Annotated in this window: 21 protein-coding genes; 15 read left to right on the top strand and 6 right to left on the bottom strand. The window is 64.8% G+C overall.

Annotated elements, in window-relative coordinates:
• From fabG to GBG68_RS03905, 9 genes are all read left to right on the top strand, one after another.
• Positions 1 to 750, top strand: coding sequence for a 3-oxoacyl-ACP reductase FabG (fabG, locus tag GBG68_RS03945; RefSeq protein WP_152145353.1), 750 nt, complete (start codon positions 1 to 3; stop codon positions 748 to 750).
• Positions 751 to 843: 93 nt separating this feature from the next.
• Positions 844 to 1,080: an acyl carrier protein gene (acpP, locus tag GBG68_RS03940; RefSeq protein WP_152145351.1), complete on the top strand. Its 237-nt coding sequence runs from the start codon at positions 844 to 846 to the stop codon at positions 1,078 to 1,080.
• A gap of 108 nt (positions 1,081 to 1,188) precedes the next feature.
• On the top strand, positions 1,189 to 2,430 hold the full coding sequence (fabF, locus tag GBG68_RS03935) for a beta-ketoacyl-ACP synthase II (protein WP_152145349.1): 1,242 nt from the start codon (positions 1,189 to 1,191) through the stop codon (positions 2,428 to 2,430).
• 13 nt (positions 2,431 to 2,443) lie between these two features.
• Positions 2,444 to 3,286: an aminodeoxychorismate lyase gene (pabC, locus tag GBG68_RS03930; RefSeq protein ID WP_152145347.1), complete on the top strand. Its 843-nt coding sequence runs from the start codon at positions 2,444 to 2,446 to the stop codon at positions 3,284 to 3,286.
• A complete protein-coding gene (gene mltG, locus GBG68_RS03925; protein ID WP_152145344.1) occupies positions 3,273 to 4,280 on the top strand; it encodes an endolytic transglycosylase MltG in 1,008 nt (335 codons plus the stop codon). Before pabC ends, mltG begins: the two co-directional genes overlap by 14 nt.
• Complete coding sequence (tmk, locus tag GBG68_RS03920) at positions 4,277 to 4,915, top strand: dTMP kinase (RefSeq protein WP_152145342.1); 639 nt, start codon at positions 4,277 to 4,279, stop codon at positions 4,913 to 4,915. Before mltG ends, tmk begins: the two co-directional genes overlap by 4 nt.
• Positions 4,908 to 5,894 (top strand): DNA polymerase III subunit delta', encoded by a 987-nt coding sequence (gene holB / locus GBG68_RS03915; RefSeq protein ID WP_152145340.1) that lies wholly within the window; start codon positions 4,908 to 4,910, stop codon positions 5,892 to 5,894. Before tmk ends, holB begins: the two co-directional genes overlap by 8 nt.
• A 4-nt stretch (positions 5,895 to 5,898) precedes the next feature.
• On the top strand, positions 5,899 to 6,264 hold the full coding sequence (locus GBG68_RS03910; RefSeq protein ID WP_152145338.1) for a PilZ domain-containing protein: 366 nt from the start codon (positions 5,899 to 5,901) through the stop codon (positions 6,262 to 6,264).
• A 58-nt stretch (positions 6,265 to 6,322) separates the two neighbouring features.
• Positions 6,323 to 7,096, top strand: a complete 774-nt coding sequence (locus GBG68_RS03905) for a TatD family hydrolase (protein WP_152145336.1) — start codon at positions 6,323 to 6,325, stop codon at positions 7,094 to 7,096.
• 78 nt (positions 7,097 to 7,174) lie between these two features.
• Here GBG68_RS03905 and GBG68_RS03900 read toward each other — a convergent pair whose 3' ends face one another.
• Together GBG68_RS03900 and GBG68_RS03895 are read right to left on the bottom strand one after the other, a co-directional pair.
• A complete protein-coding gene (locus GBG68_RS03900) occupies positions 7,175 to 8,296 on the bottom strand; it encodes an aminotransferase class V-fold PLP-dependent enzyme (RefSeq protein ID WP_152145334.1) in 1,122 nt (373 codons plus the stop codon).
• An 84-nt stretch (positions 8,297 to 8,380) separates the two neighbouring features.
• Complete coding sequence (locus tag GBG68_RS03895; RefSeq protein ID WP_152145332.1) at positions 8,381 to 10,168, bottom strand: bifunctional diguanylate cyclase/phosphodiesterase; 1,788 nt, start codon at positions 10,166 to 10,168, stop codon at positions 8,381 to 8,383.
• 147 nt (positions 10,169 to 10,315) lie between these two features.
• On the opposite strand from GBG68_RS03895, the gene GBG68_RS03890 reads away from it, so the two are divergent.
• Positions 10,316 to 11,440, top strand: a complete 1,125-nt coding sequence (locus GBG68_RS03890) for an HD-GYP domain-containing protein (RefSeq protein WP_152145330.1) — start codon at positions 10,316 to 10,318, stop codon at positions 11,438 to 11,440.
• A gap of 8 nt (positions 11,441 to 11,448) precedes the next feature.
• On the opposite strand, the gene GBG68_RS03885 is transcribed toward GBG68_RS03890, so the two are convergent.
• Entirely contained in the window at positions 11,449 to 12,660 is a 1,212-nt protein-coding gene (locus GBG68_RS03885) for a TraB/GumN family protein (RefSeq protein ID WP_152145328.1), read from the bottom strand.
• A 153-nt stretch (positions 12,661 to 12,813) separates the two neighbouring features.
• Between GBG68_RS03885 and GBG68_RS03880 the strand changes: the two genes are divergently transcribed.
• From GBG68_RS03880 to GBG68_RS03870, 3 genes are read left to right on the top strand one after another with little or no spacing between them, the layout of a single operon-like run.
• Positions 12,814 to 15,258 (top strand): type I restriction-modification system subunit M, encoded by a 2,445-nt coding sequence (locus GBG68_RS03880; protein ID WP_152145326.1) that lies wholly within the window; start codon positions 12,814 to 12,816, stop codon positions 15,256 to 15,258.
• Complete coding sequence (locus GBG68_RS03875; protein WP_152145324.1) at positions 15,251 to 16,588, top strand: restriction endonuclease subunit S; 1,338 nt, start codon at positions 15,251 to 15,253, stop codon at positions 16,586 to 16,588. Before GBG68_RS03880 ends, GBG68_RS03875 begins: the two co-directional genes overlap by 8 nt.
• 3 nt (positions 16,589 to 16,591) lie before the next feature.
• On the top strand, positions 16,592 to 17,206 hold the full coding sequence (locus tag GBG68_RS03870; protein WP_152145322.1) for a Fic/DOC family protein: 615 nt from the start codon (positions 16,592 to 16,594) through the stop codon (positions 17,204 to 17,206).
• Here GBG68_RS03870 and GBG68_RS14085 read toward each other — a convergent pair.
• The 3 genes from GBG68_RS14085 to GBG68_RS03860 all read right to left on the bottom strand — a co-directional run bounded on the left by GBG68_RS14085 (position 17,184) and on the right by GBG68_RS03860 (position 18,726).
• A complete protein-coding gene (locus tag GBG68_RS14085) occupies positions 17,184 to 17,351 on the bottom strand; it encodes a hypothetical protein (protein WP_193222207.1) in 168 nt (55 codons plus the stop codon). The two genes, GBG68_RS03870 and GBG68_RS14085, sit on opposite strands and share 23 nt — an antisense overlap.
• Positions 17,352 to 17,710: 359 nt before the next feature.
• Positions 17,711 to 18,274, bottom strand: a complete 564-nt coding sequence (locus GBG68_RS03865) for a PIN domain-containing protein (RefSeq protein ID WP_152145320.1) — start codon at positions 18,272 to 18,274, stop codon at positions 17,711 to 17,713.
• Entirely contained in the window at positions 18,274 to 18,726 is a 453-nt protein-coding gene (locus tag GBG68_RS03860; protein WP_152145318.1) for a helix-turn-helix domain-containing protein, read from the bottom strand. The genes GBG68_RS03865 and GBG68_RS03860 overlap by 1 nt, the downstream gene beginning before the upstream one ends.
• A gap of 162 nt (positions 18,727 to 18,888) precedes the next feature.
• Between GBG68_RS03860 and GBG68_RS03855 the strand changes: the two genes are divergently transcribed.
• On the top strand, positions 18,889 to 22,194 hold the full coding sequence (locus GBG68_RS03855; protein ID WP_152145316.1) for a type I restriction endonuclease subunit R: 3,306 nt from the start codon (positions 18,889 to 18,891) through the stop codon (positions 22,192 to 22,194).
• Positions 22,191 to 22,886 carry a M48 family metallopeptidase gene (locus GBG68_RS03850; RefSeq protein ID WP_152145314.1) on the top strand — a complete coding sequence of 232 codons (696 nt, stop codon included), beginning with the start codon at positions 22,191 to 22,193 and terminating at the stop codon, positions 22,884 to 22,886. Before GBG68_RS03855 ends, GBG68_RS03850 begins: the two co-directional genes overlap by 4 nt.
• Positions 22,887 to 23,098 lie beyond the last annotated feature (212 nt).

Below are 23,098 nucleotides of genomic sequence, written 5' to 3'. Positions count from 1 at the left end.
ATGGACAAGCCGCTTAAGGACCAAATTGCCCTGGTCACCGGCGCGAGCCGCGGCCTGGGGCGGGCCATCGCCCAGGCCCTGGGCGCCCAGGGGGCCACGGTCATCGGTACGGCCACCTCCGACAAGGGTGCCGAGGCCATTCAGCAGGCCCTGGACACAGCGGGTATCACCGGTGCCGGGATGATGCTGAATGTCACCGACCGGGCCGCCGCCGATGATTTCGTCAAGACCGTGGGCGAGCGTTTCGGCGCGCCCACCATCCTGGTGAACAACGCCGGCATTACCCGGGACAATCTGGCCATGCGCATGAAGGACGCGGAATGGGATGCGGTGATCGAGACCAATCTCACCGCCGTGTTCCGCCTGAGCAAGGCCTGTCTGCGGGGCATGATGAAAGCGCGCCATGGGCGGGTCATCAACATCGCCTCCGTGGTCGGCGCCTCGGGCAACGCCGGTCAGGCCAATTACGCCGCCGCCAAGGCCGGCGTGTTCGGTCTTACCAAGTCCCTGGCCCTGGAGCTGGGCAGTCGCGGGATCACCGTGAACGCCGTGGCGCCGGGCTTTATCCAGACCGACATGACCGATGCGCTGAACGAAGAACAGCGTGCCGGTGTGCTGGAGCGGATCGCGCTGGGCCGCCTGGGCCAGCCCGAGGAAATCGCCGCCGCCGTAAGCTTCCTGGCGTCGCCGGGCGCGGCTTACATCACCGGCGAGACCATACATGTCAATGGCGGCATGTATATGAATTAAGTCGACTTTTTGTCGGCTGGAATACTGATAACGGTTCACATACAATACGCCCGCACTGCGGTTGCACCGGGAAACCTCAAGAGGAATTTTAGAATGAGCAGCATCGAAGAGCGCGTTAAGAAGATCGTGGTCGAGCAGCTGGGAGTCAAAGAAGAAGAAGTTACCGCTGAAGCTTCCTTCGTCGACGATCTTGGCGCCGATTCCCTGGACACCGTCGAGCTGGTAATGGCTCTGGAAGAGGAATTCGAGTGCGAAATTCCCGATGAGGAAGCCGAGAAGATCACCACGGTGCAGCAGGCTGTGGATTACATCAACAAGAACCTGGGCTAAGTCCGGTTCTCGGCTTCGGCCTCACGAAGTCGTACAGGGTCGGCAAGTGCCGGCCCTGTTTTGTTTCAACCCGTCAGGAGTGGCGGAGCGCAAGTGTAGGGGTGGGCCTTGGCTAAGAGGCGTGTGGTGATCACCGGTTTGGGTATCGTCTCGCCGGTGGGTAATACGGTGGCGGATGCCTGGCGCAATATCCTGGCCGGTAACAGCGGCATAGCGCCGATTACCAGCTTCGATACCGAAGGCTACGCCGTTCGGTTCGGCGGCTGCGTGAAGGATTTCGACGTCTCGGAATACCTCTCGCCCAAGGAAGCCCGCAAGATGGATCCCTTCATCCATTACGGCATGGCCGCCGGCATCCAGGCCTTTCGGGATTCCGGCCTGGAAGTGACCGAGGCCAACGCCGAGCGGATCGGTGTGGCCATCGGCTCCGGCATCGGCGGCATCCACACCATCGAGAACGGCCACAGCGGCCTGCTCAAGGGTGGCCCACGCAAGATCTCCCCCTTCTTCATCCCCTCCAGCATCATCAACATGATCTCCGGCAATCTGTCGATCATGTACGGACTGAAGGGGCCGAATATCGCCATCGTCACCGCCTGCACCACCGCCACGCACAACCTGGGCGAGGCGGCGCGCATGATCAGCTATGGCGACGCCGACGTGATGATCGCCGGCGGCGCCGAATACGCCAGCACCCCCATGGGCTTGGGCGGCTTTGCCGCCGCCCGCGCGCTGTCCACCCGCAACGATGACCCCGCGGCTGCCAGCCGCCCCTGGGACAAGGACCGGGACGGCTTCGTGCTGGGTGACGGCGCCGGCGTGCTGGTGCTCGAAGAGTACGAACATGCCAAGGCCCGAGGTGCGACGATCTACGCCGAGCTGGCCGGTTTCGGCATGAGCGGCGACGCCTACCACATGACCCAGCCCTCCGAGGGCGGCGAGGGTGCCAAGCGCTGCATGGCCAATGCCCTGCGCGATGCCGGCATCAACGTCGAGGACGTGGACTATATCAATGCCCACGGCACCTCCACCCCGGCTGGTGATCGGGCCGAGACCCAGGCGGTGAAGGCGCTGATGGGCGAGGGCGCCTATCAGGTGGCGGTGAGCTCCACCAAATCCATGACCGGGCACCTGCTGGGCGCGGCCGGCGGCATCGAGGCCCTGTTCACCGTGCTCGCGCTGCGCGATCAGGTCGCTCCGCCCACCATCAATTACACCACCCCGGATCCGGAGTGTGATCTGGACTACGTGCCCAACACGGCGCGTGAAATGCGCATCGACGTGGCGCTGTCCAATTCCTTCGGCTTCGGCGGCACCAACGGCAGTCTGGTCTTCCGCAAGCCGGAGTGACGCGGGCGCGGGCATGATGCTGATCGACGGTCACTGGCGGGAGGATGTGCCGGCCAATGACCGTGGCCTGCAGTACGGTGATGGCCTGTTCGAGACGATAGCCTGCCGTAACGGGCGGGCGCTGTTGTGGGAGCGACATCTGCAGCGCCTCATCGAGGGCTGTGCGCGCCTGCGCCTCCCGCCGCCCGAACCCGCACAGCTCTCGCGGGAGCGGGACCTTTGCCTGGCGCGCCAGCCCGATGGCGTGCTCAAACTGATCTACACCCGTGGCAGCGGCGGGCGCGGTTATGCGCCGCCCAGCCCGGCGCGGGCGCGCCGGCTTATCGCCCTGCATCCTCTGCCCGAGTATCCTGCCAGCCATTGGAGGGGCGGCGTGCGGCTGCGCCTGTGCGAGACGCGCCTGGCACGCCAGCCGGCATTGGCCGGCCTCAAACATCTCAATCGCCTGGAGCAGGTGCTCGCCCGCGCTGAATGGGGTGGGCCCGAGATCGTCGAAGGGCTGATGCGCGATACCGACGGCAAGGTGGTGGAAGGCACTTTCACGAATGTCTTCGTCCGTTTCGGTGATACGGTGAAGACGCCGGATCTTTCTTTTTGCGGTGTTCGTGGCGTGATGCGCCAGCGAGTGCTGGAGCAGTGTGCGGTGCTGGGCCTGAGGACCGAGCAGGCCTGGGTCACGATAGAGGATCTGTGCGGCGCGGACGAACTGTGGCTGAGCAACAGCCTGATCGGGTTGTGGCCCGTGCGACAATTCCAGAACCGGGCTTTTGATGCCAGCGAGCAGTTGCGTGCCCTGCAACGGGCGCTGGCCGAAGACTGCGGATTCATCGAGGAGATGCGTGATGGTGGCGCTTAAGCGTCTACTACTGGCGGCCCTGATGCTCGCGCTGCTGGGCGCGGGGGTGCTGTTTCTAGCCTACCGGGAGCTTGCCCAAACCCCCCTGGTGAGCGAAGCGCAGACTCTGGAGGTGCCTCGTGGCACGCCCTTCGCTCACCTGGCGCGGGATCTGGGACAGCGGGGTTGGGTGGACAGACCTTGGCTGCTGCGGGTCTACGCGCGCCTGAGCGGGAAATCCGCCCGCATCCAGGCCGGCGAGTACCGGGTGGAGGCGGGCATGAGCGCGCTGGAACTGGTGGATCGCATGGTCCGGGGCGAGGTGCTCCTGCACGGCTTCACCATTGTCGAGGGTTGGACTTTCAAGCAGTTGCGTGAAGCTCTTGCCGCGCATCCGGCGCTGGATCACCGGACCCACGCCTTGAGCGGGCCGGAGTTGATGGCCCGACTCGGGCACCCCGGCGAACATCCCGAAGGGCGGTTTCTTCCCGAGACCTACCACTTCCCTCGGGGTTTCACTGACCTGGAGCTGTATCGGCGCGCCTACCAGGCCATGGCACAGACCCTGAGCCGGGAGTGGGAGGCGCGCAGCGACGGGCTGCCACTGGACAGCCCTTACGAGGCCCTGATTCTCGCCTCCATCATCGAGCGCGAGACCGCCGTGCCCGCCGAGCGCCCGCGCATAGCCGGGGTGTTCGTGCGCCGGCTGCTGAAGGGGATGCGCCTGCAGACCGACCCCACGGTGATCTACGGTATGGGCGATCGATATCGGGGCGATATCCGATTTCGCGATCTGCGCAGAGATACGCCCTACAACACCTATACCCGGGGCGGCCTCACGCCCACCCCCATCGCCATGCCCAGCGCCGCGGCCATCCACGCCGCGCTGCATCCGGCCGAGGGCGACGAGCTGTATTTCGTCTCCCGAAACGATGGCAGCCATGTATTCTCCGCCACGCTGCAGGAGCACAACCAGGCCGTGAACTGCTACCAGCGCAAGCGGGGCTGTGAATGAGACGCGGACGCTTCATCACCCTGGAAGGACTGGAGGGGGCGGGCAAGACCAGCTGCCTGGGCTTCGTGCGCCAACAACTGGCCGCGCACGGTATAGCGCCGCTGGAGACCCGAGAGCCCGGCGGCACCCCCCTGGGCGAGGCAGTGCGTGAACTGCTGCTGGCTGAAACCTACACCGGCATGGCCGCCGAAGCCGAGGCGTTGCTGATGTTCGCCGCCCGAGCAGAGCACCTGGATAAATGCATACGGCCCGCGCTGGCACAGGGTCGCTGGGTGTTGTGCGATCGCTTCACCGAGGCGAGTCTCGCCTATCAGGGTGGCGGCCGCGGCCTGGGCCGTGAACGGGTGGCGGCGTTGGAGCAGTGGCTGCAGGGCGAATTGCGCCCGGATCTGACCCTGCTCTTGGACGTGCCGGTAGAGCAGGGGCTGGCCCGTGCCGCCAAGCGCGGCGCGCTGGATCGCTTCGAGCAGGAGCGGCTGGACTTCTTCGAACGCGCCCGGGAAGTTTACCTGACGCTGGCCCGGGATTACCCCCAGCGCATTCGCCTGATCGACGCCTCCCGGCCCCAGGAGCAGGTTCTGGCTCAATTGGGCGTGGAGCTGGGCGATTTTCTGGAGCGTGCCCTGGATGAGTGATGCCGACCACCCTTGGCTGGACGACGCCCGAGCACGGCTGTATGCCGAGCGCGCCCACGATCGTCTGGCCCACGGCCTGCTCCTGCACGGCCCCGCCGGCATCGGCAAGGCGGGGCTCGCGGTATCGCTGGCGGACGCGCTGCTATGCGAGCGGCCCCAACGGCAGGGCGCAGCCTGCGGCGCCTGTCGCGGCTGCCGGCTCACCGCCGCGGATGGCCGTCCACACCCGGACTACCAGGCCCTGTGCCCGGCGGACGACAAGAAAAGCATCTCGGTGGACCAGGTGAGACAGCTGGCTGAGTTCGTGCACCTGAAAAGCCAGTACGCGGGTTACCGCGTCGCCGTGATCACGCCCGCCGACGCCATGACCCATGCCGCAGCCAATGCCTTGCTGAAAACCCTGGAAGAGCCGCCGGCCGGCGCGGTGCTGATCCTGGTGGCGGACAGGCTCTCCCGCCTGCCCGCCACGGTGCTCAGCCGCTGCCGGCAGGTGGCGCTGCGCCCGCCCACCGCGACCGTCGCCGCGAAATGGCTGGCGGGGCAGGGCGTGGAGGACCCGCAACTGCTACTGGCCCTGGTGGGCGGAGCCCCCCTGCGGGCGCTGGATTATCGCGACCTGGGGCTGGTGGACGCCTGGGACGGGCTGTTGGCCGATCTGCTGCAGTCCGCTGGTGCGGTGCGCGCCGCCGCCCGGTTCGACAAACTCCCCCTGGAGCTTTTCCTGCTCAGCCTGCAACTGATGCTTCGCCAGATCCTTCGTCTGGGCGCCGGTGGTGAATGTGAGCCGCTAGGCAAGGAGCGCGAGCAAGGCTTGCGCCGATTGAGTGAGGGGGTAGACTGGGTTCAGGCACATCGTTTTCACGATTTATTGCTGCAGGCGCGGCAACGCCAGGACCATCCGCTCAACCCGCAACTCGTGCGCGAGGAATTGCTGGAGCGCTGGAACCGGCTGATGCGCCCGCGGCGGCTCAAGGGATAAGCCCATGGCAGACGCAGCACCACGCAAGCCCGGCGCGCGGCAGGGGATCCTGTCGCTGACCATCAAGGACAAGAACGCCCTGTACGCGGCCTACATGCCCTACATCAGGAACGGTGGGCTGTTCGTGCCCAACAACAACAGTTACTCCTTGGGCGATGAGGTGTTCATCCTGTTGAGCCTCATGGACGAAGCCGAGAAGTTCCCCGTGGTGGGCAAGGTGGTCTGGATGACCCCCAAGGGCTCTCAGGGCAACCGCACCGCCGGTATCGGCCTGCAGTTCACCGACAAGGATGGCGGGCCCGCCCGCACCAAGATCGAGACTTACCTGGCCGGTGCGCTGGACTCCGATCGCCCCACCCACACCATGTAAAGCCGATTTCCCCTGACTACGCCGACGGCTCGCCGCCGGCGAACAGACCCTATTGCCCATGCTCGTAGATTCCCACTGCCATTTGCACATGCTCTCCGAAGACCCCGAAGGGGTGCTGGCCGCCGCGGCCGCTGAAGGGGTGGAGCATTTCCTCACCGTTTCCGTAGCCGTGGAAGAGGCCGCGGAACTCAAGCGACTCGTCGCCCTATACCCGCAGGTATCCGCCAGCATCGGCGTGCACCCCTGCGGCGAGGGCCAGGACCCGGGGATGGACGAACTGGTGCGACTGGCCGCCGACCCCGATTACGTGGCCGTGGGCGAAACCGGACTGGACTACTTCTACGGCGAGGGTGACCTGGAATGGCAGCGGGAGCGTTTCCGCCGCCATGTGCGCGCGGCGCGGCAAGTGCGAAAGCCGCTGATCATCCACAGCCGCGGCGCCCCGGAGGACACCGCCCGGATATTGAAGGAGGAGGGCGCGGACACGGTAGGCGGCATTATCCATTGCTTCACCGAGGATTATCCCAGCGCCCGACGTTTCCTGGATCTGGGCTTTCACATCTCGCTTTCGGGCATTCTCACCTTCCGCAATGCCGATGCGTTGCGGGAAACCGCGGCCCGTCTGCCCAGCGATCGATTGCTCGTGGAAACCGACTGCCCCTATCTTGCCCCGGTGCCCCATCGCGGCAAGGAGAACCGCCCGGCTTTCGTGCGCCACACCGCTCAGTGTCTGGCGGAGTTGCACAAAATGCCCCTGGAGCGCATGGCCGAGATTACCAGCGAGAACTTCTACCGCCTGTTCCCGACGATCGAACGCAGGGCAAGCGCCTGAGCGGCTGTGCTGTGGGCTCGGCCTGGGCCGCCGATGCGCGCGGGTTATCCCAAGCCTTTTCCTGGCCGGGAGCCGCTCTTACAGGGAGAGGGAGAGAACCAAATCCACCGCAGCATCAATCTGTTGCGGGGTATTGTAAAAGTGCGGTGAGAAGCGCACCCCGCCGGCGCGGTGGGCGCAGGGGATACCTTCCTTGACCAGGGCGCGGTACAAGGTGGCGGTGTCCGTCTCGCGACGGCGGAAGGTGACGATGCCGGCACGCCGGTCAGCCGCGCTCAAAAGCTCCAGTGCCGATTCGGCGCGAATCCGCTCCACCAGATAACCGCTATTGGCGAGCACCCGCCGCTCCACCTCGGCGTAACCCACCTCTTCCAGCAGGCTCAGGCTCGCGCTCAGGCCGTGTACGCCGAGCATATTGGGGCTGCCGGCCTCGAAGCGGCGTGCGTCAGGCGCGGGAGCCCAGTCCTTGCGGTCGTAGTCGCCCGCGGCGGCCACCATGTGCCAACCGAACTGGCGCAGTTGCAGTTGGTCGCGCAACTCGGGCCGGGCGTAGAAAAGTCCCAGACCTTCGGGGCCCAGCAGCCATTTATGGCCGTCGGCGATGACGAAATCCGCGCCGATGGCCTGCGCATCGAAGCGCAGTGCCCCCAGGCTCTGTATCGCGTCCACGCAGAACAGGGCACCCGCCTCGCGGCATGCCTCACCCAGCCTCCCCAGATCCATGCGCAGCCCCGTGCCGTACTGCACGGAGCTTACCGCCAGCAGCCGCGTGCGCGCGCTCATGGCGGCAATCAAGGAACCCTCCGGGTCCTCGCGATCCAGGGTCACGTCGCGTACAAGCACGCCATATTCCCGGGCGAGGGATTCCCAGACGATGCGGTTGGAGGGGAATTCGTCGCCGTTGATGATGACCTCGTCCCCGGCCTGCCAGCCCAGCCCGTAAGCAACCAGTGACAAGCCCTCCGAGGTGTTCTTCACAAGCGCCACGTCCTCGGCGGGTACGTTGATCAGCCGGCCCAACTGTTCGCGCAACACCTGCTCGGTCTGCAGCCAGCGCGGGTAGTGGCGCGCACCCCAGCGTACATTCTCTTCCGCGAAGCGTTGCACCGCGGCGGCGGTGCGGCGAGGCCAGGGGCCGACGCCGGCGTGGTTGAGGTAAATCAGCTGCGGGTCTTGGGGGAATTCCTGGGCGATGTCCATGTGAGAGCGCTCGTTCTCTTTGCGGCCGGACACTCATGATAGCCACAGCGGAGCAGGGCTGTCGCCCGGCCCCGGGGGCAAGCCTCAGCAGGCTTGACGTTGACGGGGCGGACGAGGGTAGGCGGCATCCTGTTCCTCGTAGGCACGCCGATCCACGAATAGGCTGTTGCCCGGGCGTGCCTTGGCCTGGGCCTTGAGCTCTCCCATCACCGAAGCGATGTCGTAGGGGTTGGCAAAGCGTCCGGCGGGCACGGGGGCGACAGCCACCGACAAGCTGACAATGGGGTGGAAGCAGGGCCGGTCCTGGCGATCCCGGCAGCGTATGCCCTGAGCCTGGCGGTCGGTTTCGCTGTAATGCCAGGGGGCCAGGGTCTCGAAACGCCGCAGCACTTCCCGCAGGCGGTTGTGCCAGTCCGCGCTCTTCATCACCAGCATGAAATCATCCCCGCCGATGTGACCCAGAAAATCCAGCCCCGGCTGCAGGGATTCCTGCAACAGCCGGCTCAGGGCGAGAATCAGGTCATCGCCCTGGGCATAGCCGTAGCGGTCATTGAAGGCCTTGAAGTTGTCCATGTCGCAGTAGGCGACGATGAAGGGCCGTTGCTGATCGAGTAATTGCTGGATATGGGTGTTGATGGGCACATTGCCCGGCAGCCCGGTCAGCGGGTTGGCGTAGCGGGCGCTGCGCAATTGTTGCTCGGTGATCGCCCGTAGCAGGTCGATGATGGTGCCGAGCCCCAGATAACGATCATCACGGTCGATGATGATGAAATCCTCGTCCCCGGCCAGCCCTTGCATATCGGTGATCCGCTGGCTCAGGGCTTCCAGCGCGAGGCCCTGCGGAATCCGCAGAGCTTCGGTCTGGATGAGGTCGACGATGGGCCGCCGGCTGTACAGCGCGCGCCCGTAGCGGCTGGCGAAGAGGTTCAGCACGTCCGCGCGGCGCGCGAGCCCTAGCGCGCGCTGCTCGCCATCGAGCACCGGAACCGAGCGCAGGGACGGGTCGTTCTCGAACAGGTGGGCCACCTGCTCGGCGGGGGCTCTGCCATTGACCGGGGGTACGGGGCGGGCGAGTTCGCCTACATTGGCCGGTCCCACCTTGGCGCGCTGCTCCTGGCGCTGCGCCGGCAGGACCGTACTCACCTTCCGCGCCGGCTGCGCTGCGGGCCGCGCGAAGTAATAACCCTGCCCCAGCTCCAGACCGCTGCTCCACAGCGTGCGGTACTCCTCCAGGGTCTCGATGCCCTCGGCCACCACCTGGCAGCCCAGGCTGCGGGCCATTTCCATGATCGAACGAACAAAATCCCGCTTGCCGGAATCCTGGTCCACGCCCTGTACGAAGTGGCGGTCGATCTTCACATAATCCGGGCGCAACTCAGACCATTGGCGCAGCCCCGAATAGCCCGCGCCCAGGTCATCCATGGCGATGGAAAAGCCCATGGCCCGGTAGTGCTGCACGGCAGCACGCATCACGTCATAATCGTGAATGGGGAATTGCTCGGTGAGTTCGATGACCACGCGGTTGCCGCTCAGGCCGTGCTCGGCCAGAAAGCGGCTGGTTTCGCCGCTGCGGAAGTCCGCCTCCATGACGGTCTGTGGCGTGACGTTGAGAAACAGGCGGCCAGGCAGGGCGAGTTCTCCGAAGCGCGCTATGGCGACCTTGCGGCAAAGCAGGTCCAGCTCCACCAGTCGGCCGTTGCGGGCGGCGGCGTCGAACAGCTTGAGCGGTGAGTGCAGCAGGCTGTCCGAGGGGCCGCGGATCAGCGCCTCGTATCCGTAGACCGCCTGGCGGCGACAGCCGACAATGGGCTGGAACAGGGCGTACAGGCGTTCCTGCTCCAGTATCAGTTCGAGTGCTTCGACAGTGTTCATATTTATCCTCTTGACCACCGCGGCAACGCTAACCGCCTTGTGTTACACCCATGTTGCGGTTTGCCCGTTCGAGCGCTCTGTGCAAGACTCCCCCGCACGAAGTCGGGCACCGAGGACCCGGCTGACAGGGGAGAGGGCCGAAGCCCCATGGATATGATTCAGCTCGGACCCGGTGACCTCCAGGTTGGCGGTGTGCTGCCCTGGCCGGTGTTCGATTCCCAGGAGCGTTTGCTACTCAAGCAAGGTGCTGTCATCGGTTCGCCGCGGCAGCTGGAATCCCTGCTTTTGCGGGGCGTCTATCGCAGCTCGACGGAGGAGGGCGGGCGCCGCCCGGCGGCCGAGGCGCGGGAGGTACCCGACAACAGTACCCCCTTCGAGCGACTGGACGGGATGATCCGTCGGGTGCCGGGCTTGCTGGATAACGTGCTGGAAGCGCGGGAGGGCGCTGCAGAGCGCATCGGCCGCTTCGCCGACGAATTGGACGCCCTGTACAAGGAGGCGCCCCACGCGCTGATCGGCGCCGTGCATCTTGTCCACGAATACGAGTACAGCCAGATACACCCGGTGCATGTGGCCATACTGTGTCGGATGATGGCCGGTGCTCAGGGCTACGCCGACGATGACATGCGCAGCCTGCTGGCCGCCGCGCTTACGCAGAACGTGGCCATGCTCAAGCTGCAGGATGAATTGCAGTACCACCAGGGCCCGCTCAGTGACGAGCAGCGCCAGCAGATAACCGCCCACCCGGCCCGGGCCGTGCAATTGCTGCGCGCAGCGGGCGTGAAGGACCGGCGCTGGTTGGCGGCGGTGATGCAACATCACGAACGTATGGATGGCCGCGGTTATCCACTCGGGATATCCGGCAACGCACTGGGCCTGGATGCCAAATTGATAGCGCTGGGCGATCGTTACGCGGCCATGGTGTCCTCCCGCGCCTATCGCGCCGCCCGCGAATCCAGGGAGGCCCTGAAGGATTTTTTCCTGCACAAGGGGGAGTTCTGCGAAGAGGCGCTGACCCTGGCCTTCATTCGCGAGATCGGCGTCTACCCACCGGGCAGCTTTGTATTACTGAGCAACGGTGAGGCGGGCGTGGTGATCCGCAAGGGCAAGGAGGCGATCCGGCCAGTGGTCTCGGCCTATGTCTCGCCACGCGGCGCCCCCTACGCGCGCCCGTTCAGGCGCGACTGCGCGGTGGGGGACTATCAGGTGCGCAACACCATCAAACCCGATGTGAGCATCCCCATCAATCTGTCGACGCTCTGGGCCGTGTGAGTCGCGGCTCAGCCGCCCATCAGCTTGCCGGCAATGCGCGCCCCCGCCACGTACGTGCCCACCGCCGAGCCCAGACTTACCAGCACGAACACCAGCAGCGTGCGGGCTACCCGATTGCGCCACCAGCCACGCAGGCGGGTGAGCTCATCACGCAGGTTACGGAAATCCCGAACCTTGGGCTTGCGCAACACCAGTTCTACCCCGGCGGCGACCATTCCCGCGCCCACGGTGGGATTCAGGGAGGTCAAGGGGGCGGCGAGGAAGGAAAGGACCACCGTGCCCGGATGAGCCAGCGCCAGCAGGGCGCCGAGCGCGGCCAGCACGCCATTGATCAGCACCCAATCCCAGACCAGTGCCATGCCCATCGCCGGGCTGCGGCTAAAACCCAGGGCGAAGGCGGCCAGTATGGCGATGATCACACCGATACCGACGCGCCGGGGCCAGGGGGAGGGCGGCGGCACCTGGTCCAGCTCGGTGAGTTCCGCCGCGGGGGGCGGGGCCTGATCAGCGGGCTGCCCGAGCAGCTCGGCAATGCCCGCCGCATGGCCGGCGCCCACCACCAGCAGTACATGCTTGAACGCCCCGCAGCCGCTTTGGCGGATGCGGGCGGCCATGTAGCGATCCCGCTCCTCGATCAATGCCTTGTAGACAGACGGGGCGCGCTCGGCGAAACCGGCAAAGGCCGATTGCAGGATATCCGCCTCCTTGAGCTCCTCGATCTCCTCACGGCTTACCTGCTCGCGGCTGAACAGGCTGGCCAAGAGCTCCGCGAACAGGGCAAAGCGTCTGATCCACGGCACGCCGCGGATCAGACGCTTGAGGGTGATGCCGATATCCCTGTCCACCACGAAAGCGGGCAGACCCGCCTCAGCGGCGGCTTTCAGGCCGGCACGCATCTCCGCGCCGGGTTCCACCTCCAGGTGCTGGGCGATACGTTGCTGATAGGCGCTCAGGGCCAGGTTCGCCGCAACCAGACCGGCCTTGCCCTGACGGATCACCTGAAACAGATCCAGATCCTGCAGCGTATCCCTGCCTTCAAGACTCTGGCGGCGGCCTTCGCAAAGCTCCAGCGCCACGGCGTCGTACTCACCGGATTCTATAAGGGCGCGCACTTCATCCGCGCTGGCTTGCGAGACGTGGGCGGTGCCAAGGATGGTGATGCGGGTGTCGCCGCAGCGTATGTCGTAACGGGTGCCGGGCTGGGCCGAGGTGGAATCCATGCCGTGGGGTCGCTGCCTGTATGGGTAGTGGGCGGTCATTATGGGGTATCGACTTGCGGTGGGCCAATGTCGGGCAGACAGGCTGCCCCGATCCGCCGCGGCTGCTAATATCGGCGGTTGGCCGACGCACCGAAGAACAAGGGAATACGCCCCATGCCCCTGACCCTGCCCCAACTGGAACGCCATCTGTTCCGTGCCGCGGACATACTGCGCGGCAAGATGGACGCCTCGGAGTTCAAGGAATACATCTTCGGCATGCTGTTCCTGAAACGCTGCTCGGACGTATTCCAGCAGCAGTACGAGCAGGTGCTCGCCGAGCAGCGGGCCGAGGGGCTTGGCGAGGCGGACGCGCGGGAACTCGCCGACCAGCCGGACTGGTACGGCGACAGCTTCTACGTGCCGCCCCAGTCCCGCTGGAGCTTCCTGCTCAACGAGGCCCACCACAACGTCGGCGACTACCTGAACAAGGCCCTCTCGGGCCTGGAAGCCCACAACAACAGCCTGGCCGGCGTGCTGGAGCACATCGACTTCACCCGCAAGGTGGGTTCGGCCAAGCTGGCCGACAGGAAACTGCGCGAACTGGTGGTGCATTTCGGCGAACACCGCCTGCGCAACGAGGACTTCGAATTCCCCGACCTGCTGGGCGCGGCCTACGAATACCTGATCCGGGACTTCGCCGACTCCGCCGGCAAGAAGGGCGGCGAGTTTTACACCCCCCGCTCGGTGGTCCGCATGATGGTGCGACTGATCAAGCCCCAGGAAAATCACAGCGTTTACGACCCCTGCTGCGGCTCCGGCGGCATGCTGATCCTGTCCCGGGAATACGTCGAAGAGCAGGGCGGCAACAGCCGGCACCTGGGCCTCTACGGCCAGGAGGCCGCCGGCAGCGTGTGGTCCATCGCCAAGATGAACATGCTGCTGCACGGCATCCCCAGCGCCGATCTGCGCAACGAAGACACCCTGGGCGAACCGGCCCACGTGGAAGGCGGCGAGCTGAAGCGCTTTGACCGCATCCTCACCAATCCGCCGTTCTCCATCGCCTACGGCCCCTCGGACAAGGACAGCCAGCAGGACTACCAGCCCGCCTTCCCCGAGCGCTTTCGCTACGGCCAGGTGCCCCTGGGCGCGAAGAAGGCCGACCTGATGTTCCTGCAGCACATGGTCGCCTCGCTGAACAGCCAGGGCCTGCTCGCCACCGTCATGCCCCACGGCGTGCTGTTCCGCGGCGGCGACGAAAAGCGCATCCGCGCCGGCATCATCGACGACGACCTGATCGAAGCGGTGATTGGTCTTGCCCCCAACCTCTTCTACGGCACCGGCATCCCCGCCAGCATCCTCGTGCTGCGCGCCCGGGGCGCCAAGCCCGCCGAGCGCAAGGGCCGGGTGCTGTTCATCAACGCCGACCGGGAATACCACGAGGGCCGCGCCCAGAATTACCTGCACCCGGAGCACATCGAGAAGATCGTCAGCACCTACGACGACTTCGCCGAGGTGCCGGGGTTCTCCGCCATCGTCAGCAATGACGCGCTGCGCGACAACGACTACAACCTCAACATCCGCCGCTACGCCGACAACGCCCCGCCCCCGGAGCCCCAGGACGTGCGCGCGCACCTGAAAGGCGGCGTACCCCTGGCCGAGATCCGCGCCAAGCGGGCCCTGCTCGACGCCCAGGGCCTGGAACCCATGGAGCTCTTCGCCGCTCGCGCCGAAGACCCGGACTACGTGGACTTCCGCCCCGAGCTTGAGACCCGCGCCGCACTAAAGCCCGCCATCGAGGGCAATGCCGGCGTGCAGGCCAAGCAGGCCGCGCTCCTGCAGGCCTTCGAGGCCTGGTGGGCCGAGCACGGCCGCAGCATCGCCGACGTGGCCAATACGCTGGAGGCCAACGGCAGCCGCCTCAGCAACCTGCGCGACGAGCTGCTGGCCAGCTTCAGCCAGGCGCTGGAGCCGGTGGCCATGCTCGACCCCTTCGCCGTGCGCGGCATCATCGCCGGCTTCTGGGACCAGACCAAGAACGACTTCCGCACCCTGCAGGCTCGCGGCGCCAGGGGCGTGGTAGATGCCTGGCGCACCAGCATCGTCAACGCCCTGGACGACAAGCAGGACAAATCCAACCCCCTGGACCACAAGCTAATCACCTTCCTGCTGGCCGAATTCGTCGACGAACTGGAACGGCTACAGGGCCTCAAGGCCGAGCTGGACAGCAAGATCAAGGCCGCCGAGACCGCCGGCGACGAGGACGAAGAAGCGGAAGCCGAGGAAGACGCCCCCACCGAGACCGACATCAAGGCCTGGAAGAGCGCGCGCACCCAGGCCAACAAGAAGCTCAAGGCCAAGCGGGCAAGCTTTGAGCAGCACTTGAACGAAGCGGTGGACGCCCTGGACGAGGCGGCCGCCGCCGAGTTGCTGCTCACCGTTCTGCATGATGACGTGGCCGCGATTCTTGAGCGTTACAGCCGACAGCAGCGACAGGCAGTGATCGGCGCCTTCGAGACCTGGTGGGACAAGTACAAGGTGACGCTGGCGGATATCGAGGCCGAGCGGGATAAGGCGGCGCGGGAGCTGCAGGGGTTCCTGGAGGGGCTGGGGTATGTCTGATCGTGCAGTCTACGGAACGTTTCCTGATGACTGGACATGTACCAGCCTTGATGCGATCGCAAGTGCGGTTACTAGTGGAGGCACTCCTCGCTCTGGTGACCCTCGCTATTACGACCCCCACTCAGGCTATCCTTTTGCGAAGATCGAAGACCTAACGCGCTCGGATGGGCACCAGCTAGAGGATGCAGAGCTTAGGGTAACCGCTGCAGCGCTTCGGGAGTCCGCGGCTAAGCTGTATCCAGTGGGTACGATCTTGCTGTCAATGTACGGGACAATTGGGCTGGCGAAGCAGTGTGCAGCAGAAATGGCGGGGAATCAGGCGTTGAGCGCTCTGCTTCCACCTTTCCAGTGTGACCCACAATACCTGCTCCACCATCTGGACTACGTCCGTGATCACTGGCTTCGCTATTCGGGACAAACGACGCAAGCGAACATCAACGGTAGAGCGGTTAAAACGCATCTAGTACCTCTTCCTCCTGGCCGCGAGCAACGCCAGATCGCCCACATCCTGGACACCCTGGACACCCAGATCCGCCGGACCGAGGAGCTGATCGGGAAGCTGGAGCAAATCAAGCAGGGCCTGCTCACCGACCTGCTCACTCGCGGTATCGATGAAAACGGCCAACTCCGCCCCCCGCCCGACCAGGCCCCGCACCTCTACAAGGACTCGCCGCTGGGTTTTGTGCCGGAGAGATGGCGGGTCGTGCCGCTGGAAGAATTGGCTACCAGCTCCGTGATCGGTCCATTTGGTAGCGATCTGGTAGCTGACGACTACCGGGCTGAAGGCGTCCCTGTCGTATTCGTTCGCGATGCGAAAGTGTCAGGTTTCCAATGGAACAGCGACGTCTATATCACCCCGCAAAAAGCCATAGCCCTCAAAGCACATGAGGTACGGCACGGCGACGTAATTCTCACGAAGATGGGTCTGCCGCCATGTGTCGCGTGTGTCTACCCGAATTGGATGCCGCGGGGCGTGGTCACGGCTGACATCATTCGTATCCGTGTGGACGCGGAACGTGCGCAGCCGCAGTGGGTGGCCGAACAGGCAAACGCAGAGCAGGTTAGGCGACAGGTCGCCGCAATTACTGGTGGTGTAACCCGGCCTAAGGTTACGCTGCGAGATGTCCGGAATCTGGTTTTGGCCCTTCCTGATGTCGAAGAGCAAAATCGAATTCTAGTGGTCGTTGGTCAGAGCAATGCTCGCTTAGGCGCAGAAAGACGCCAACTCCAGGGGCTCCTGAACTTGAAGGCTGGATTGATGAACGACCTCCTCACCGGCCGAGTCCGTGTCACGCCGCTGCTGGACAAGGCCGAGCAGGCCGCAAGCTAGCCCATGAACCGCTATTCCGTACCGGGCTCGGAAGGCCAGTTTCAGCCAGGCTCCAATGAGCAGGTGCTGGCAAACAAGCTGGGCCTTACCGATCCCGCCGAAATGGACGAGGCTGAACTGCAGCTCCTGCTAAAGCTCCACGAACACGTGTTGCAGACAGTGGCACCGGATCAGCCTCTGTCAGTGGCCATGATCAAGGAGTGGCACCGTAAATGGCTGGTTAACATTTATCCCTGGGCCGGTGAAGAGCGCTCCGTGAACATCGCCAAGGGCGGGTTCCAGTTCGCGGCGGCGGCTCAGGTGCCACGGCTGTTGGCGGATCTCGAGCGTCAGCATCTGGGGCCGTTGACACCCTGCGCGGGCATGAGCGTTGAGCAAGCGGTTCACGCGATCGCCGTCGTCCACGTGGAACTGATTCTGATTCACCCGTTTCGGGAACGGAATGGTCGAATCTCGCGTGTGTTGGCCGATGTCATGGCCGTACAAGCGGGGCTTGGGATGCTGGATTTTCAGCCCTGGAAACAGAACACCGAGGGCTATATCGGCGCCATACACGCCGGCCTGGGCGGGGACTACGCACCCATGGAAGGCCTGGTCAGCCGAGCGGCAGGTCTCTGAAGCGGGATTTGCCCGCGCGCAAGCGCGCCTCGATACGGCTAACCGGTTCACCGGTCTCGATGGCGGTGGAGCTGGCCACCGAGCGGAGTATTGCCTCGCGGCTTGGCTGAGTGGTGCGGGTGGGAGTTTTCGCGGGTTTGCTCATGAACAGCAGCCTTTATGAAACTACCGCTCATTATACGCTGGCTGCGTTGCCAACGCATCAACAACCCACCCGTGCCATGCCTGAAGCGGTGCGGGTTCCCAGCCTCCCAAGGTCAGGGTAGGCTGGTCATGCTCCTATGACTGGCAGCTAAAGCCTGCTTACTTGCGTTTTTGAGCCCGCCTCAGCCAAGCTTCAAGTTCTGGAAGCGCGGATCAGGCTAGCGTAATTTGGCCTCTATGCGCGCCACGGATTTGCCGGTAGACAAGACGGTGGAACTGGTCACGGACTTGATTATCTCATTAGAGGAGGGCCGCTGGCGCGGCAGGTTTCGTCCTTTCCTCATCGCTCTGGGCTCCAGATCAAATGAACTGCTGAAACGCGCGCAGTCGGTCAGCCGTTACCACCAGCCCCTGCGCCGCCAGCAGATCGAGAAAATCCGTGGCCTCGACCGGCGGGTTCCGCAGGGCTGCCCGTTGCTGCTTGGCAGCGGCAACCACTACCCCCTCGTGCAGGTCCATCTGCTGCTCCACGAAGCGATCCGGGTGCACGGCCTCGATCCCGAAGCCATCCAGCACCTTTGCCGGAAAGTCCTTGAGATTGGCCGTGACGATGAGTTGCGCACCAGCCCGAATGGCGGCGGCCAGAACATGGCGGTCGTCGGGATCGGGCAGCGTGAGTCCGTCGATCAGTGGCTCATGGCCCTCTACCAGACAATCGGGCACAGCTTCGTTCATCAGTGTTCGTGTTCGATACACCGCCTCACGCAGCTCGGGCCGTTTCGCCACCAGGTTTCGCATCCATTCATCATGGATCTGTTCGGTCCACCTGGCAGCGAACATACCGGTCATGGCCAGTCGTATCAGCAGATCACGCAGGGGCGCAGGGTAGAGCACACAGGCGTCGTAGATGACCACAAAGCGCATCAGTAGCCGAGGCCCAGTTCTTGTGCCTGGGCTGCCAACTCATCCATGGCCTGCTCGCTGCGGCGCTGGCGTTCCTGCTGATAGGCCATCAGGTCTTCGTAGCGGATGCGCCTGTGGGTGCCCACACGGGTGTAGGGGAGCTCTCCTTGTTCCAGTAGCTTGACCAGATGCGGACGGGAGACGTTGAGGATGCCGGCCGCCTCCTGGGTGGTCAGTTCCGCGTGAGTGGGAACGATAGTCACCGCATTGCCCTGTGCCATTTGTGCCAGGGTATCGCGCAGCAGCACCAGGGCGTGGCGGGGCAAAACGAGGTCGGTGCCGTCCAATTGCACTCGGGCCCGTTCGGCCTCCGGGCGGCGCGCCAGCAGCTTGCTCAGCTCCGTGGCGCTGGCGCGAGCCAGGGCGGTGGTTTCATCGTTGGGCAGATTGCCTTTGTCTTCCGCGTTGTGCATGGGCTTCTCCCTGTTGTTGCCGTCCCTGCCTTGCATCCAAGGATATTCGAAATAACCGAAAATCGCAATAAACGAAATGGGTCGGGTTCCCAGTCTCTCAAGGGGAAGGTAGGCTGAGCGGGACAAAAACAACACTCGCAAAGCAAGCTAAAGGGGGGCGGCGTGGCCGGCCCGGAATTCAACGACGTAGAACTCCCCTTCATTCGCCAACTGCAAGCCCAGGGCTGGGAGTACCTGCAGGGCTCGCTGGACGACCCTGCGGCCACCGGGCGCGGCGACTTTGCCCAGGTCATTCAGGAAGACGTGCTGCGCGAGCAGCTTTACCGCCTGAACCGGCGCGATGGCCAACCCTGGCTGGACGAAGAGCGCCTGTCCCAGGCCGCGGCGGCACTAACCCGCATCCCCGCCGCGAAGCTCATGGAGGCCAACCAGGCCGCCACCGAATTGCTGCTCAACGGCACCGCCGTCGATGGCCTGCCGGATTGGGACGGGGGCCGCGGCCAGACTGTTCGCTACATCGACTGGGACGAGCCCGAGAATAACCGCTACACGGTCATCAACCAGTACAAGGTGAAGTGCCCGCCGGGGCATGACGGTGCCGCGGCGCACATCATCCCGGACCTGGTGCTGCTGGTGAACGGCATCCCGCTGGTGGTGGTGGAGTGCAAGGGCCGCGGTGTGCCCGAGGGTCTGCCCTCGGCGGTGGATCAGCTGCGCCGCTACACCAACCAGCGCAAGGCCGCCTTCGAGGTAGAAGACAACGAGGGCGCGCCGGCGCTGTTCCACAGCAATCAATTACTGATCGCCAGCAACTTCGACGATGCCCGTGTGGGCACCATCGGCGCGGGCTTCGACCATTACCTGAACTGGAAAACGGTGGCGCCGCGCACGGAAGGTGAGGCGGCCGCGGCGCTCGCCGTGACGCAGCTCTCCAGCCAGCAGCGTTTGATCGCCGGCATGCTCACCAAAACGAACCTGCTGGACATCGTCCGCCACTACACCCTGTTCATGAACCCGGCCGGGCAGACCATCAAGGCGGTCTGTCGTTACCAGCAGTTCCGCGCCGTCACCAAGGCCATCGAGCGGCTGAAAACCGGCGAGACCCGGCTGGAGGACGGTGAGCACGACCGGCGGGGCGGCATCATCTGGCACACCCAGGGCTCGGGCAAGAGCCTGAGCATGGTGTTTCTGGTGCGCAAGCTGCGCACCGACCCGGATCTGCGCCGCTTCAAGGTGGTGGTGATCACCGATCGCAAGGATCTGCAGACCCAGCTTGCCGCCACCGCCAGCCTTACCGGCGAGAACGTGGAAGTCGCGAAGAAGACCGGCAAGCTCAAGAGCCTGGTCAAGCGCCCGGGGCCGGGACTGGTGTTCGCCACCATCCAGAAGTATCGCGAGCCGGAAGAGGCCGCGCCTTACCGCCTGCGCGACGAACGGGTGGAGTGGGACAGGCGCGATGCGGCGGAGCAGGGCGGCCCGAGACCGGACCAGCCTTTCGAGCTGTTGAACGACAGCGCCGATATCCTGGTGATGATCGACGAGGCCCACCGCACCCAGGCCGGCGACCTGCATGCCAACCTGTTGCGCGCGCTGCCCAATTGCGCGCGCATCGGCTTCACCGGCACGCCCATCATCATGGGCGAGAAGAAACGCACTCACGAGATCTTCGGCGAGTTCATCGACCGCTACACCATCAAGGAATCCGAGCGCGACGGCGCCACCGTGCCGGTACTCTACGAGGGCCGCACCGCCAGTGGCGCGGTGAAGGAGGGCGGCAGCCTGGACGAGCTGTTCGAGGATCTGTTCCGCGAGCGCAGCCCGGAAGAGCTGGAGGCGATCAAGAAGAAATACGCCACCAAGGGCCAGATCCTCGAAGCGCCGAAGCTGATCGAGGAAAAGGCCGCCGACATGCTGCGCCACTACGTCATCCACATGCTGCCCAATGGCTACAAGGCTCAGGTGGCCGCCTACAGCCGCCGGGCGGCGGTGGCTTATCAAAAGGCCTTCGAGCAGGCCCGCGCCGAATTGCTGGAGCAGGCCCTGGCGCTGAGCCCGACCGAGAAGGCCATGGACATGGATGCGCTGATGCAGCGCCCGTACCGGGTGCAGGCGGCGGTGCAGGCCTGGCACTACCGGGAGCTGCTGGCGAAGCTGGAGTTCGCCGCCGTGATCAGCGCCGACCACAATGACCCGGCCCGGTGGGCGCGCTGGAGCGATAACGCCGCCGTTGAATCCCATATCAAGCGTTTCAAGAAGCCGCTGAGCCATAAAGACCCGGACAAGCAGGACCCGCTGGCCTTTCTGGTGGTGCGCACCATGCTGCTCACCGGCTTCGATGCGCCCATCGAGGCGGTGCTGTACCTGGACAAGCCCATCCGCGAGGCCGAGCTGCTGCAGGCCGTGGCGCGGGTGAACCGTACCGGTTTCGGCAAGCGGGCCGGCTTCGTGGTGGATTATTACGGCGTGGCCCATCATCTCCAGGAGGCCCTGGCCGCCTACAGCGCCGAGGATGTTGAAGGCGCGCTGCAAAGCCTCAAGGACGACATTCCGACCCTGCGTGATCGGCACCTGCGCACCATCGACGTGCTGCGCGCCCAGGGTGTGGAGAGTCTGGACGACGTGGAAGCCGTCATCGAGGCGCTGGGGGACGAGCGGGTACGGGCCGAGTTCACGGTAAAGTTCAAGCAGTTCACCGCGCTGCTGGATGAGGTGCTGCCCCGGCCCGAGGGGCTGGAGTTCACCGCCGATGCCAAGCGCCTGGCGCATATCTACGCCGCGTCCCGCGGGCGTTACAAGGACATGGTGGAGCTGGGCCGGGACGTGGGCGCGAAGGTGCGCCGGCTGGTGGAAGACCATGTCATCTCCCTGGGCATAGACCCCAGGATTCCGCCGGTGCAGCTCACGGACACCGACTTCGAGCGTCACATCAACCGCCAGGTCGGCGACCGGGCCAAGGCCTCGGAGATGGAGCACGCCATCCGCGCCCATATCCGCAAGCACATGGACGAGGACCCGGTGAAGTACGGCAAGCTCAGCGAGCGCCTGAAAGAGCTGCTGGAGAAGCTGGAGGGGCAGTGGCAGGAGCAGATGGACGCCTTCGGCGAGATCAAGGCCGAGTTGCACGGTGATGCCCGACTCGAAGGCGAAGACCTGCCGCACATGCCCGAGCACTGCCTGCCGTTCCTGCGTCTGCTCACGAGTGCCAAGCTTGGCGACGACCAGCCGGATGCGCAGACCCAGGCCAAGCTGATGGATGCCACCGCCGAGGTGGTGGAAATCCTCACCGGCGAGCTGCGTATTCCCGACTTCTGGAAGCCGGCCCGCGTACCCGACCAGACGGCGCTGCGCACCCGGTTGTTCCGGGAGCTCGCCGCGCGCAAGCTGCTGCCCATGAAGAATTTGCCCGCCACCGCCGACAAGCTCATGGAACTGGCGAGGGCCAACCACGAGAAGCTCACCAAGGCATGAACCGGCTGCAGGTGGACGAACTGGCATTCACGGTGCGCCTCAGCGCCCGTCGCAAGACCCTGCAGATCACCGTGGAGCGCGACGGCGAATTGTTGCTGTCCGCGCCCACGGGAACCGAGGAGCAGCACCTGCGACGGTTCGTGCACGAGAAACGCTATTGGATCTACACCAAGCTGGCGGAGAAGGCGCAGCTGCAGCACGTGATTCCGCGCAAGGAATTCGTGGACGGCGAGGGCTTTCTGTATCTGGGGCGCAGCTACCGCCTGAAACTGGTGGATGAGCAGGACGAACCGTTGAAGCTTGTGGGCGGGCGTTTCCGGCTGCGCAGTGATCTGGGCGCGGAGGGTCGTGGGCAATTCATCCGCTGGTACACGCACCGCGGTCGGGAGTGGCTGGCAAACCGGGTGCGGGCCAACGCGCCGCGCATGGAGGTGCAGCCCGGCGGCGTGAAGGTGCAGGACCTTGGTTACCGCTGGGGGTCCTGCGGCAAGGGTGGCCAGGTGTACTTCCACTGGAAGACCGTGCTGCTGCCGCGAAGCATTGCCGAGTACGTGGTGGTGCACGAACTGGTGCACTTGCTGGAGCCGCACCACACACCGGCGTTCTGGCGCCGCCTGGAGCGCGCCATGCCGGATTACGAGCGACGCAAACAGTGGCTGGCGAACCATGGCATGAGTGTGGAAGGGCTTTGAGGGCGGTGGCCGCGCTGGCTGCTTTTCGACCAGCGCTTACCAAAAATAACCGGGCTGCTTGTGCGTCTGATGTATTCGCTGATGGTTAAACGCACCTTGGTGCCGGCAACATCCAAAACGGTGTGCTGTTCCGAGGCGTTGCTGCGCATAATGTATATTATGGTAAATGAAGGATCAGCAGGCGCATCACAGCCCTTCCGCCTCCACCTCAC

This window comes from Alkalilimnicola sp. S0819, from assembly GCF_009295635.1.
In the GTDB taxonomy this organism is placed as follows: domain Bacteria; phylum Pseudomonadota; class Gammaproteobacteria; order Nitrococcales; family WHIW01; genus S0819.
Note: the sequence above shows the minus strand (reverse complement) of the source record. Positions and strands in the feature narration are given on the sequence as shown.

Bases quoted from the DNA above. Each gene is read 5' to 3' on its own strand.
- fabG (WP_152145353.1), top strand. From the start codon at position 1: ATGGACAAGCCGCTTAAGGACCAAATTGCCCTGGTCACCGGCGCGAGC.
- acpP (WP_152145351.1), top strand. From the start codon at position 844: ATGAGCAGCATCGAAGAGCGCGTTAAGAAGATCGTGGTCGAGCAGCTG.
- pabC (WP_152145347.1), top strand. From the start codon at position 2,444: ATGATGCTGATCGACGGTCACTGGCGGGAGGATGTGCCGGCCAATGAC.
- mltG (WP_152145344.1), top strand. From the start codon at position 3,273: ATGGTGGCGCTTAAGCGTCTACTACTGGCGGCCCTGATGCTCGCGCTG.
- tmk (WP_152145342.1), top strand. From the start codon at position 4,277: ATGAGACGCGGACGCTTCATCACCCTGGAAGGACTGGAGGGGGCGGGC.
- holB (WP_152145340.1), top strand. From the start codon at position 4,908: ATGAGTGATGCCGACCACCCTTGGCTGGACGACGCCCGAGCACGGCTG.
- GBG68_RS03910 (WP_152145338.1), top strand. From the start codon at position 5,899: ATGGCAGACGCAGCACCACGCAAGCCCGGCGCGCGGCAGGGGATCCTG.
- GBG68_RS03905 (WP_152145336.1), top strand. From the start codon at position 6,323: ATGCTCGTAGATTCCCACTGCCATTTGCACATGCTCTCCGAAGACCCC.
- GBG68_RS03900 (WP_152145334.1), bottom strand. From the start codon at position 8,296: ATGGACATCGCCCAGGAATTCCCCCAAGACCCGCAGCTGATTTACCTC.
- GBG68_RS03895 (WP_152145332.1), bottom strand. From the start codon at position 10,168: ATGAACACTGTCGAAGCACTCGAACTGATACTGGAGCAGGAACGCCTG.
- GBG68_RS03890 (WP_152145330.1), top strand. From the start codon at position 10,316: ATGGATATGATTCAGCTCGGACCCGGTGACCTCCAGGTTGGCGGTGTG.
- GBG68_RS03885 (WP_152145328.1), bottom strand. From the start codon at position 12,660: ATGGATTCCACCTCGGCCCAGCCCGGCACCCGTTACGACATACGCTGC.
- GBG68_RS03880 (WP_152145326.1), top strand. From the start codon at position 12,814: ATGCCCCTGACCCTGCCCCAACTGGAACGCCATCTGTTCCGTGCCGCG.
- GBG68_RS03875 (WP_152145324.1), top strand. From the start codon at position 15,251: ATGTCTGATCGTGCAGTCTACGGAACGTTTCCTGATGACTGGACATGT.
- GBG68_RS03870 (WP_152145322.1), top strand. From the start codon at position 16,592: ATGAACCGCTATTCCGTACCGGGCTCGGAAGGCCAGTTTCAGCCAGGC.
- GBG68_RS14085 (WP_193222207.1), bottom strand. From the start codon at position 17,351: ATGAGCAAACCCGCGAAAACTCCCACCCGCACCACTCAGCCAAGCCGC.
- GBG68_RS03865 (WP_152145320.1), bottom strand. From the start codon at position 18,274: ATGCGCTTTGTGGTCATCTACGACGCCTGTGTGCTCTACCCTGCGCCC.
- GBG68_RS03860 (WP_152145318.1), bottom strand. From the start codon at position 18,726: ATGCACAACGCGGAAGACAAAGGCAATCTGCCCAACGATGAAACCACC.
- GBG68_RS03850 (WP_152145314.1), top strand. From the start codon at position 22,191: ATGAACCGGCTGCAGGTGGACGAACTGGCATTCACGGTGCGCCTCAGC.